Source organism: Paenibacillus sp. Aloe-11 (genome assembly GCF_000245715.1).
GTDB lineage: Bacteria > Bacillota > Bacilli > Paenibacillales > Paenibacillaceae > Paenibacillus > Paenibacillus kribbensis.
The window spans coordinates 1-12,468 of the sequence record NZ_JH601081.1; the positions used below are offsets into that span (position 1 = coordinate 1).

A 12,468-nucleotide genomic window follows, 5' to 3' on the forward strand; every position below is an offset into this window, starting at 1 on the left:
GTGCCCCGGCATCCCCCTCGCGCTGCAAGCGGGCGCTTTCCAGCTCCCGCTTCTTCGCCCGGTATTCATCAAAGCTGCCCAGATAAAAGGTCAGCTTACCATTTTCCAGCTCCCACACACGCCCGGCCAGCTTATTCACAAAGTAGCGATCATGTGAAATCGCCAGCACCGTTCCCGTGTAGGTGTCGAGCGCTTCCTCCAGCGCCTCGCGTGAGTCGATGTCCAGATGGTTGGTCGGCTCATCCAGCACCAACAAATTCGGCTTTTTCATCACCAGCAGCGCCAGCCGCAAGCGGGACCACTCTCCACCGGACAGCATGCTCACAGGCTTAAACACATCGGCACCGTAAAATAAATACTTCGCCAGCAGCCCGCGCGCTTCGCCTTCCTCTACGCCAGCTTCTTCCTTGAAATAAGCAAGCACGGTCGCCCGGCTATCCCGTTCTCTCTCTTGCTGTGCCAGATATCCATATTCCACGCGCGAACCCCATTGTACCGTCCCCGCATCCGCGCTTTCCTGACCAAGCAGCAGCTTGAGCAGTGTCGTTTTGCCTGAGCCGTTATCGCCCAGCAGCGCCACCTTTTCACCAAACTCCAGACTGCCTGTGGCCCCCTTCAATATCTGCCGCTCTCCATAGGATTTGACGATTTCCTCAAATTGCAGTACCCTGCGGCCCGAGCGATCCTCCAGCTTTAAGTGAAACTCCGCACCCTGAGGGTCCAGCACAGGCCGCTTCACAAGCTCCATACGCTCCAAGGCTTTACGGATCGAGGCCGCTTTTTTAAAAAACTTTTCGTTGTCGCCATTGCGGCCCCACTCTTCAAAACGCCGAATGGCCTCCTTCATCTTTTTGATCCGCTTTTGCTGCTCCTTATAATCCTCGAACTGCAGCAGCAGACGTTCTTCCTTTTCCTTGACGTAGCCGCTGTAATTCGTATAGTACGTAAACGCCTCGCCATCCTCCAGCTCAATCATCTTGACGGCGACCCGATCCAGAAAATAACGATCATGGGATACAACCACACACGCACCTGTATAGCCCTGCAAAAATTGCTCCAGCCATTCCAGCCCCTTCAAATCCAGATGGTTGGTCGGCTCATCCAGCAGCAATAAATCCGGCCGACCGATGAGCTGTGATGCCAGCGCTATTTTTGTTTTCTCTCCACCAGACAATGAGCCGAAGCTGCGCGTATACATAGCTTTGGGAATGCGCAGTCCATCTGCCACCTGATCTATATTGGCATCCATTTCGTAGCCGCCGCTGCGCTCAAACCGCTCCTGCAAGGCAGCATACGTTTGCAGCAGCTTCTCCAAGCGATCTGTATCCGCCGCCACAACCGGATCTGACATTCTCTGCTCCAGCCTGCTCATCTGGCTGCGGCAATCCTTCAGCTCACGATAGGCGTAAGCCAGCGTTTCGTACACGGTGAAGCTCTCAAACTCCGCCGGGATTTGCGGCAGATAGCCGATTCTCGCATCCTTGGCGATGACAAGCTGGCCTTCATCCGGGCGGGACAAACGCGCAATCAGGCGTAACAGGGTCGTTTTGCCGCTTCCGTTGCGGCCAATGAGACCGACCTTTTCCCCCGTATGGATTTCAAATGAGGCACCATCCAAAATCAGATTCGCCCCGTGATATTTCTTTAATTGTTGACCGTTTATGATATACATGTTCAGGCTCTCCTTTATTTAGGAAGACCCTTACCTGGGTAACACAAAAAGAGCCGCAGGAGCAAGCCCCGCGACTCTTCGGAAGGTACAGCAATCCGTTCGAGTTAAGGTAGGCGTCTTCTCGCGATGTTTACAACCGTATGCTTAAAATTGGACAGACTTCTCCCGTTGTATGGAAAAGCATGAACAATGCCAGCCATAGCAATCGGCAGCTGGCTAATACGGTTGTTCAGCATCTCGTGATTCACCTACCTCACCCCCTTCTTCATAGTTGTGTGTAGTATAACATGGTTTATCGCATTATGAAAGAGGGGGATGGCCTATCGAACTATAAAACGGATTGGTGTTCGTGCCCTCTGACAGTATGCGATGTTCCGGTTCTGGTAATTGAAAATACGCCGCATACAAAGGCAACCATCACAAACGCCCCGCCTACCCAGGCATTCGTAGCAACAGATTCGCTATGCTCAATTACTACCCCGCCCAAAGCCGAGCCAAGAGCGATCCCGACCTGAAGGGCGGAGAAATTAAAGCTTTGCTGAATGCTACCCGATTCGGGCGCATGTTCAATAAGATAGCTCTGCATCGGCGGCGACAAGGCCCAGCTCAGTATCCCCCAGATGATCAGGAGCGGTGCAAACACATAAATCGAATGAATGGAGAACGGCAGCAGGAACATTACAGCGATAAACACACCAACAACGATAAGAATACTTTTCGCTGTGCCGAACCGGTCAGCCATCGAGCCGCCAATAAAGCCGCCGCTCACTGCCGCCAGTCCAAAGACAAAATAGGCCACACTCACCCACGAGGCGTTTAAGTTCATAAGATTCTCCAAAAACGGAGTGAAATACGCATACAACGTGTAGTGTCCCGCCAATGTCAGCGTCGTCACCAGATGGGCACTGATCACTTTTACATTTTTCAAGGATTTTAATTGCTCGCGCATAGGCACAACATGCTCCGTCGGAATTCGCTCCATAAACAAGTTCATAACGACCATAGAGACTACCGTCAACAAGGCAATGATGAGGAACAGCACACGCCAGCCCAATGCATTTCCAATCAGCACCCCGGCTGGAATGCCAAGCACGATGGACGAGCTGACCCCCATGGAGATGACACCGAGGACTCGGGCCTGATAAGCCTTGGACACGACTTTGACCGCAATGGTCAGTGATAACGTCACAATCAGCGATCCGCTTGCAGCGGTAACGATACGGGATACAAACAATACAGCATAATTCGGACTCCAGAAGGCCAGCAGGCTTCCCAGAATAAAGATAAACATCGACCACAAATACAGCCGTTTTCGTTCAATTCTGGCGGTCAGCGCCAATAAAGTCGGCCCAGCGATTGCGTAGACGAGGGCATAGATCATAATAAGCTGACCTGCCGTGCTTATGGAGACATTCAAATCCTGTGCAATCTGAGGCAGCACGCCACCGATAATTAACTCCACCAGACCCACCGTAAAGGTCGCAAGCGTCAAAATAACTACTTTAAAGTTCATTACATTAGCTCCTTTGCTGTCATGTAAATCCCTCGTATGACGTAAAAAAATCCTGACCACAAGAAATGTACAGGACGTACACTTTTTGTAATCAGGATTTATCGGTTCCTGGTAGAGACCCTCAAACCATATTATTGAGGTTATACAAATGGGGCATTCATTTATTACGCGTTCACGAAGGTTATAGCTAACACTATAAAGGAGCCTGTGATTAAGTTCAACCCCTATAGCCGCAAAAATTCGCTCATGGCACGATCCGACAGATAGGGCAGGTACTCATGACCGTATTCATGATACAGAAGCATTTCCTTGTCTGATACGATTTTATTGTACACCGCAAACTGCGTGGAGGGTGGACAAACGATGTCCGACAGTCCCGTCACAAATAACACACGACCACGAATACGATCTGCCAAATGTTGAATATCAATGTAGCCTAATCGTTGGAATAGCTCCTCCTCACGCACATGATTCGGATCAAACCAACGAAAATAATATACCAATTCCTCATATGCAGATGTCGTTGCATCCAGCGCCCACGCTCTTTTATAGTCCGACAGGAACGGATATACCGGGACTGCTACGCGGACACGCGGCTCCAGCGCAGCACAGGCAACCGTTAATGCCCCTCCCTGGGAGCAGCCAAATGCGCCGATCCGTTCAGGGTCGACCTGCTCCATAGACATTAAGATACGCACCGTCTGCACGGTATCCAAGAATACGTTGCGGTAATACAACCGATCCGGGTCAGGGTCGTCAATTCCCCGAATTACATGCCCGCGAATCGTTGTTCCCTGAACCTGCAAATTGTCCTCCGACGGCCCGCCTTGCCCCCGACAATCCATGGCCAGCACGGTGAAACCGTGCGCGGCATAGTTCACCTTGTCGAACCAGTCGCCGCTGTCACAGGAGTACCCGTGAAACATAGCCAAAGCCGGGCCTTTCCCTGTAATCTTTTTGGGACGGGCAAGCTTGCCATGAACCTTCGCTCCGCCCACCCCTGTAAAATACAGGTGGTAGCACTCCACCAGCGGAGAACTGAAATCGGCCGGCTCCAGCGTATAATCCAGCGGCTGCTGCTCCAGCTCCTGTAACGCCCGCTCCCAGTATGCATCAAAATCCGAGGGCTTCGGGCTACTGCCCGTATACGATTGCAATTGCTGTAAAGACATATCCTCCGGCATTCAAATCTCCTCCTACATCCGGCCCAATTCATGGTCGTCGGCGACCACTTCATCCGTTGCGATGACATATTTCAGCATGTCAGACACTGTCGTATACGCGACACCTACATACGTATCGGCTGCCCCATAGTAAATCGCAATCCGTCCGGTGTCGGCATCATGCAGTGTAGCACACGGGAACACGACATTCGGCACAAAGCCCCGTTCCTCATACCATTCCTCCGGGGTCAGCACGAAATTGGAGGAACGATATTTAACCTTGGATGGATCATCCAGGTCAAGAACGGCTACTCCCATACTGTAAACCAGCCCATTGCACGTGCCCGTCACCCCGTGGTAGAACATGAGCCAGCCCACGGTCGTCTCAATCGGAGCCGGTCCGCCGCCAATCTTCACTGATTGCCACCAGCCCTGCCCGCCCTTGCTCATCACATGACGGTGCTTGCCCCAATACACCAGATCCGGGCTTTCGCTGAGAAAAATATCGCCAAACGGCGTATGACCGCTGTCGCTCGGACGGGATAGCAACACATAGTTCCCGTTTAGCTTGCGGGGGAACAGCACACCGTTGCGATTAAACGGCAGGAACGGATTTTCCAATCGTACAAAGCTTTTAAAATCCTTCGTTTGCGCTATCCCCAATGCCGCGCCGTAAAAATCTGTACACCAGATGATATAATACGTATCCTCCACTCGCACCAGTCGCGGATCGTAAGCATAGTTAGGCTGGTAATCATTCCCTTCCTCGTCGACCAAATGCAAGCGTTCCGTTTCAATGTCCCAAGCCAACCCGTCGTCACTCCAGCCCAGATGCAAATGCGGACGTCCATTAATCGTTTCGGCCCGGAACACCCCCACAAACCGCCCCTCATACGGGGCTACTGCACTGTTGAAAATACGGGCAATACCCGGCACCGGATTCCGACCAATAACCGGATTCTCTGTATGTCTCCACACCGGAGCCCCACTGCCCTCAGGCTTATCTTGCCAGGGCATTTCCGGCAGACTTTCTCCCACAATTCGTACGTTATCTATATCCAAATCCACATTCAATCTACTCATACATACACTCTCCTCTCATCGAGACATTTGATTTTATTGATTTTCACTTAAATCGTTGTTCTATTTCACTGAACCCTGTGCAAATCCGTTATAGATGTATTTTTGTAATGACAAAAATGCAATCAGCGTCGGAATAATAGCAATGATAATACCCGCGCTGATCACTTCCCATTGCGAGCCATACGGACCTTTAAACTTGAACAGCGCCGTCGATATGACCTGCAGGCTTGTTTTGGGCATATACAGGAACGGGGTGTAAAAGTCGTTGTAAATATTAACGCCCTTGATAATAATCACGGTCACAATGGCAGGCTTCAGCAGGGGCAAAATGATGCGCCAGTAGATCGTCAGATAGGACGCGCCATCCAACATGGCCGATTCATCCAGCGCCACCGCGATCGAATCCAGAAATTGCAGAAAAATATACACCGCAATAATATCGGTTCCCAAATACAGCAAAATAGCTGCCCAAGGCGTGTTAAATAGCTCCAGCTTGTTGATAATCTGGAATGTCGACACCTGTGTCGTTACTCCCGGAATGAGGGTTGCAAGCAAGAACGCCCCGAGCATGAGACTTTTGCCTTTAAATTTAAAGCGGTTCAGAATATACGCAATCATGGAGCCCGTCAGCGTGGCTCCGATGATCGAAACCAGCAAAATAAAGGCTGTATTCACAAATCCGGTTAGCATGTTTCCATTGACAAAGGCTTTGGTATAGTTCGCCCAATTCAGCCAGTTCACCGGGGGAGTCAGCGGACTGGTGGCCGCATATTCAGCCTTCGTCTTCAAGGATGCGAACAAAATCACGATAATTGGCAGCAGCGCAACGAACGCACCCAGTAAAAGCGCGGCATACTTGATGCTGCTTGCCAGCGTTCTTTTCAGCATATACATGATTAGTCCTCCCCCCGAATCAGCATACGTTGAAGCAGTGTAACCACGATCACAATCAGCAGCAAAATAACCGCCATCGCCGAGGCCAGACCGACCTTACTGTATTTGAACGCCACATCAATCGTTTGGATCACGAACGTTTTACTGCCATTGGAGCCGCTAGTCATAATATAAGGAATATCGAATGCACTGATTGCACCGCTAATTGCCAGGATCAGATTCAGCTGCAAAATACGCTTGATGCTCGGCAAAATAATGTACCTGAACTGATGCCAGCGGTTGGCTCCGTCGATATCGGACGCTTCATACAGATCACTTGATATGGAGGAAATTGCACCAAGAAACACAATAAAGTTAAAGCCCATGTATCTCCAGATCGACGTGCCAGCCAGCGAAATGTTGATAATCTCCGGGTTGCCCAGCCACAGCTTGATGTACGAACCCAGCCCCAAGGCCTGAAGCAGTGTATCCAGTGTGCCGTCCGGCTTGAAGAAGAATAGAAAAATAAACCCAATGGCCACCCCGTTCATTAGAGAAGGGAAAAATAAAATGCCTTTAAACACATTTTTAAACCAGGTTTGAAAGCTGAGAATGGTTGCAAAATAAAGAGCCAGCCCCATCTGTACAAACGTGGCGACAAAGTAATAAAGACTGACCTTAAACACCGAGAAATACTCGGGATCGGTAAAGATTTGGATATAGTTTTCAAAGCCCACATATTCCAGACGCTTGCTATAGCCGTTCCAGTCCGAAAAGCTGTATTTGAACATGTTGATCACCGGCAAGTACGCAAAAGTGATCAGCAGCGCCAGCGGAATAAATGAAAAGGCTGCAATAATCGCCAATCTTTGTTTGGAGTAGCTGAGATTCGAAAATTTGAACATGCTGCACCTCCTGGCTATCCGTCCGTCGACTGCTACGTCGATCCTTTCTAATCATCAGTTCAGATGACTATTTGGCTTCCTTCGCAGCCACTTCAGCTCGTGCCTTCACCCATGCGTCATTCAGATCCTTCATAATGGTGTCATACGATTCCGGGCGGTTGCCGACCGCTGCCTCAATAATGCGTTTCTTGAAATCCGGCTGCCACAAGCCGATTTCTCCCTTTTTGTCGATTTTATCAACAATCCCTTCCTGTCCTTTTGGTGAAGGAGTGAGCGTTTCAAAGACGGCCCCTTGTTCCCCGTATTGCTTCAAAATCTCAGGCAATTTCGCACCCTGTAGCGGACTAATACTGCCCGCCTGCTCTACGGCATAGTTGGACTTCTCGGTAAACCAGTCCACCCAGGCACGGGCCGCTGCCTTATTTTCACTGTTTACGTTAATACCGAGGTTGTAATCACCTGCCAGCGGAACAAGCACCTTGGAGGCATTGGTGGGAAAAGGCATAAACCCGATATCATCCTTGTTGGTCGCTGTGCTTTTGATCTGATCAATGGCCCAGGAGCCGAGTACCATCGTACCTATTTTGCCTTGAGCCAAATCCGCCTTAGAGGTCTCCCAATCCGTGGTGGTCGGGTCTTTTTCGATCAGACCATTTTTAGCCGCATCGTACATGATCTTATACAGCTCATAGTGAGGCTGACCCTTCGTGAAATTGTCGTCTGTATTCGGCTGCGTAACATTCACATATTCCTTCGTACCCGCCACCGTAGCCAAATCAGCTTCCCACTGGGTCAGTGCCCATCCAGAGGCATAGTTCGTAAACAACGGCACCGCTTTGGTTTTATCCTTAATCTGCTGTAACGCTTTTAAAAATTGATCCGGGGTTTTGGGAAGCTGCGTGGTCCCCGCATCCTTGAACACTTTTTTGTTATAAATCACGCCGGAGTACGTCATTGCTACCGGAATACCATAGACATTGCCCTCCACCATACGTTCTTCAATGCCGGTATACTTGCTTTTCATCTCCTCATAAGTGCCCAGCGGCTCGAAAAAGTCGGGTAGCTCTGCAATGGGAATACTGGTAGGAATAAGCAAGACATCTCCGTAATCCCTGGTCCCCATCCGGATCTTAATTTGACTCTCATAATCGGCTAACGCCTGAAAATTGATCTTCACGTTCGGATAAAGCTTGTTAAATTCCTTGGCGTAGTCCTGAAACACCGTATCCACAATGTCTGTTCGTTGCGTAATGACCGTGATTTCACCTTCCACATCCTTCGGATCAGAGCTGGCTGCCGGCGCATCTGAGCCTTTGGGGGCACAGCCTGCAAACAACCCCGCTAACAACAGCACCGATAGTAACGGCACCAAAACTTTGGACAATTTCATAAAACGACCCCTCCTGTTGTTATAAATAAGGTTATCGTTAAACTAACAAAATCATTCTATTATGATAACGCTTACTATGTCAATTTTATTATTTTTAGAATGCTTATTGATGGACAACCAGCGATTAATCAACGCTACAACTTTCTCGCTGCATATCGCTTAGCCTTTGGATAGCTGTTACTAATCAAGTGAGTTGACAGCTTTTAAATACATGATTATGATCTTTTCATAAAGTTAACGATAACCTAACAAAATTCAAAAAGGAGGATTGTGCCTCTTGGACACATTGCTACATGAGATTAGACAGGAATGGAAGGATCATATACTCCCGTTCTGGCTAGGGTTGAAGGATGAAGCGCACGGTGGATTTTATGGTAAGGTGGACGTCGATCTGCACATCCATAAGATGGCGAACAAAGGCGGGATTGCCACTGCACGGTTGCTCTGGTCCTTCTCGGCAGCAGCCCGTGTGACCGGGGAAAACATCTATAAGGACGCCGCACGACACGCTTTCCTGTTCCTGCAAGAGCACCTGATAGATCCGGTATATGGAGGCATGTACTGGATGGTAGATCACACGGGCCGTCCAGCGGACACGTGCAAACACGTCTATGCGCAGGCATTCGCCATTTATGCCTTATCCGAATACGCGCGGGCAACGGGCGACCCGGATGTCCTGCCACTGGCTATGGAGCTGTTTCACCTGCTGGAGCAAAAAGGATATGATCGCACCCGCCAGGCATATGGTGAACAATTTGACCGGATGTGGAACACACAGCCTAATGAGCTGCTCAGCGAAAACGGGGTTACCGCGCACATCACGATGAATACGCACATTCATGTTCTGGAAGCGTATACCGGGCTGCTTCGCATACAGCCGGATGAGGAAGTAAGGAATGCACTGGCGAATGTACTGGACATTTTATACAGCCGTGTTTACGATGCTTCCGCCCGGCGGTTGGAGGTATTTTTCGACAGTGACTGGCGCTCTCTGCTCGACCTGACCTCGTACGGTCACGATATTGAAGCCAGTTGGCTGATCGAGGACGCTATGAATGTACTGGGTAACCATCCCCCGAAATATGTGGACATGGTGATGGATATCGCCCATGCGGTAGCCGAACGTGCTATTCAGCCAGATGGTTCATTGATCAACGAACGGGAAGGCGATCGGGTAGACACCTCGCGTATATGGTGGGTACAGGCAGAAGGAATCGTCGGCTTTTACAATGCGTATCAACGCACACAAGACGAACGTTTCTTACAGATTGTACGGGATTTGTGGGCCTACACTCGGCAGTATATCGTAGATTCACGCCCCGGAGGTGAATGGTTTTGGTCCGTTCAAGCGGATGGCAAGCCTGATCCGAGAGAGATTGCAGGACCTTGGAAATGCCCATATCACAACAGCCGATTTTGCATTGAAATGCTGGAAAGGATGGGAACGAAATGATTCATAACCAATACAATAAGCTGCTGACGCAGCAAGAGGAACTGATTACACGCCCGAATGAGGTCAACACCACCTTTTACAATGGCATCTACGAGCGCTACCGCTATCCTGTACTCACACGTCATCACGTCCCGCTACATTGGCGATTTGATTTGAACGAACAGACCAACCCATTTTTCATGGAGCGTCTGGGCGTGAATGCAGCGCTAAACCCGGGCGCGATCTATCATGAGGGCAAATACATCCTGGTCTCCCGCACCGAGGGGCTGGATCGGAAATCATTTTTTGCCCTGGCCGAGAGCGATAACGGTATTGACCAGTTCCGATTCATCGATGCCCCATTGATATGGGACGATATCGATCCGGACGAAACAAACATGTACGATATGCGGCTGGTGAAGCATGAGGACGGCTGGATCTACGGCATTTATTGCTCGGAAAAAAAGGACCCTGACGCACCACCCCACGATACCTCCAGCGCTGTCGCTCAGGCCGGACTGGTCCGCACCCGCGATCTTCGCACGTGGACCCGTCTACCGAACATTGCCACTCGTTCTCCGCAACAGCGCAACGTCGTCCTGCACCCCGAATTCGTGAACGGCCAATACGCCTTTTACACGCGTCCGCAGGACGGATTCATTTCCACCGGCTCGGGCGGCGGCATCGCCTTCGGTCTGTGCAAGGATATTACACAGCCCGTGATCGAGAATGAAACGGTGATTGACGAGCGTTGCTATCATACGGTGTACGAAGCCAAGAACGGGCAAGGACCCGCTCCGATCAAGACCAGCCGAGGCTGGATTCATATCGCTCACGGCGTGCGCAATACGGCCGCAGGATTGCGATATGTGCTGTACACCTTTGCCACCAGCCTGGAGGACCCTTCGCGCGTCATCGCCAAGCCCGGCGGGCATTTTATAGCCCCCTATGACGAAGAGCGCGTCGGGGATGTCTCGAACGTTATTTTTTGCAACGGAGCAGTGGTTAACGAGCAAAATGAAGTCTTTATTTACTACGCCTCCAGTGACACCCGTATCCACGTAGCAACAACGACCCTCGCTCGCCTGGAGGACTACACGTTCAACACACCGACTGACCCACTGCGTTCACTCGGCAGCTCCGCTGTCCGCCGTGAGCTGATTCAGCGCAATGAAGCGCTGCTGCAAGCACAACCTCATTCTTCGCAGCGGACATAGGCCGCAAGCTTTATCCTGTCTGCGGAACCATGTATACTATCCAGAGAACAACCGTTATCCGCAGGCTAACCGTTGTTCTCTGGGCAGCTATGCTGCTATTCTTTATATTTACAGGACAGCTATGCTGCTGATGTTGATCTTTTTTAATTGGAAGGCGGAACAGGAAATGAAGAGCAACGTAACGATGCGGGATATTGCAGATAAGCTGGGGGTTAGCAGTGTCACCGTGTCGAAGGCGCTCAATGACAAAGAAGGAGTTAGCGATGAGCTAAAAGAGCGCATCAAGACGCTTGCGGGCGAAATGGGCTACCGTTTCAATACCGCTGCCAAATCCATGAAGGAAGGACTCACCTATAACATTGGCGTTGTCATTCCCGAGCGTTTTACCGGCCCCGGCCAATCGTTTTATCTGCACATCTATCAGCAAATTGCACGGGAACTCGAACATTACGGCTCCTACGGCATCCTCCACATCCTCCATCGCGAGGACGAGGAGCAGCTTCATCTGCCACGTATCTATTACGATCGCAAGGTGGATGGCTTCATTCTTCTGGGACAAGTAAGCAAGCCATATATCGAGCTGGTGCAATCCATGGACCTGCCCAAAATGTTTCTTGATTTTTATGATGAGCATGCCGATATCGACTCTGTAGTAACCGATAATTTTTACGGAGCCTACGAACTGACCAACTATTTGATTGCCCAGGGACACCGGGATATTGCATATGTGGGTAATCTTTATTCCACCAGTAGCATTCAGGATCGTTTCCTCGGCTACTATAAATCCTTGCTGGAGCACAGGCTGCCCCTACGTAACGAGTGGGTGCTCAGCGACCGGGACGACGAAGGTGTATACGTTGATATGGAGCTGCCCCAGCCGCTGCCGACCGCCTTCGTATGCAACTGTGACCAGGTGGCGTACAACCTGGTGCAAAAGCTGATTGCTCAGGGATACCGTGTGCCTGAAGATTGTTCTGTGGTTGGCTTCGACAACGATGTATATGCCACTCTTATTGTTCCACAGCTGACCACCGTTGGAGTGGACATTGAACAGATGGCACGTACTGCCATTGAATCGATGATGAAAAAAATAAGCCACCCCGGCAGTCGTTTTGGCCGAGTCCTTGTACAGGGTCACATTGTGTATCGTGATTCCGTGCAGCGTATGGAGAGGCCGTGATCCACGCAAGCCTGTCTTGTCTTGGACAATCGGGTCCTAT

11 protein-coding genes and 1 riboswitch are annotated in these 12,468 nt (G+C 50.4%); of the genes, 3 read left to right on the forward strand and 8 right to left on the reverse strand.

Annotated features, from left to right (window positions below; genetic code table 11):
- From abc-f to WG8_RS24295, 8 genes are all read right to left on the reverse strand, one after another.
- A partial coding sequence (gene abc-f / locus WG8_RS24265; RefSeq protein WP_007432936.1) for a ribosomal protection-like ABC-F family protein occupies positions 1–1,672 on the reverse strand: 1,672 nt, incomplete at its 3' end.
- A gap of 104 nt (positions 1,673–1,776) precedes the next feature.
- Positions 1,777–1,920 carry an RAxF-45 family protein gene (locus tag WG8_RS27535; RefSeq protein WP_007432937.1) on the reverse strand — a complete coding sequence of 48 codons (144 nt, stop codon included), beginning with the start codon at positions 1,918–1,920 and terminating at the stop codon, positions 1,777–1,779.
- Between the two features lie 80 nt (positions 1,921–2,000).
- Positions 2,001–3,185, reverse strand: coding sequence for an MFS transporter (locus tag WG8_RS24270; RefSeq protein WP_007432938.1), 1,185 nt, complete (start codon positions 3,183–3,185; stop codon positions 2,001–2,003).
- Positions 3,186–3,253: 68 nt separating this feature from the next.
- Positions 3,254–3,353: riboswitch (purine riboswitch) on the reverse strand.
- Positions 3,354–3,409: 56 nt separating this feature from the next.
- Positions 3,410–4,369 (reverse strand): acetylxylan esterase, encoded by a 960-nt coding sequence (locus tag WG8_RS24275; protein ID WP_007432939.1) that lies wholly within the window; start codon positions 4,367–4,369, stop codon positions 3,410–3,412.
- 12 nt (positions 4,370–4,381) lie between these two features.
- On the reverse strand, positions 4,382–5,431 hold the full coding sequence (locus WG8_RS24280; protein ID WP_007432940.1) for a glycoside hydrolase family 130 protein: 1,050 nt from the start codon (positions 5,429–5,431) through the stop codon (positions 4,382–4,384).
- A gap of 60 nt (positions 5,432–5,491) precedes the next feature.
- The gene (locus tag WG8_RS24285) at positions 5,492–6,325 is read right to left on the reverse strand and encodes a carbohydrate ABC transporter permease (RefSeq protein ID WP_007432941.1); all 834 of its coding nucleotides are present in this window, start codon (positions 6,323–6,325) and stop codon (positions 5,492–5,494) included.
- Positions 6,326–6,327: 2 nt separating this feature from the next.
- On the reverse strand, positions 6,328–7,209 hold the full coding sequence (locus WG8_RS24290; RefSeq protein ID WP_007432942.1) for a carbohydrate ABC transporter permease: 882 nt from the start codon (positions 7,207–7,209) through the stop codon (positions 6,328–6,330).
- A gap of 67 nt (positions 7,210–7,276) precedes the next feature.
- Positions 7,277–8,599, reverse strand: a complete 1,323-nt coding sequence (locus tag WG8_RS24295; RefSeq protein ID WP_007432943.1) for an ABC transporter substrate-binding protein — start codon at positions 8,597–8,599, stop codon at positions 7,277–7,279.
- Between the two features lie 277 nt (positions 8,600–8,876).
- On the opposite strand from WG8_RS24295, the gene WG8_RS24300 reads away from it, so the two are divergent.
- From WG8_RS24300 to WG8_RS24310, 3 genes are all read left to right on the forward strand, one after another.
- Positions 8,877–10,052: an AGE family epimerase/isomerase gene (locus WG8_RS24300; RefSeq protein WP_007432944.1), complete on the forward strand. Its 1,176-nt coding sequence runs from the start codon at positions 8,877–8,879 to the stop codon at positions 10,050–10,052.
- On the forward strand, positions 10,049–11,248 hold the full coding sequence (locus WG8_RS24305; protein WP_007432945.1) for a glycoside hydrolase family 130 protein: 1,200 nt from the start codon (positions 10,049–10,051) through the stop codon (positions 11,246–11,248). Before WG8_RS24300 ends, WG8_RS24305 begins: the two co-directional genes overlap by 4 nt.
- Positions 11,249–11,414: 166 nt before the next feature.
- Positions 11,415–12,428, forward strand: coding sequence for a substrate-binding domain-containing protein (locus WG8_RS24310; protein WP_007432946.1), 1,014 nt, complete (start codon positions 11,415–11,417; stop codon positions 12,426–12,428).
- Positions 12,429–12,468 lie beyond the last annotated feature (40 nt).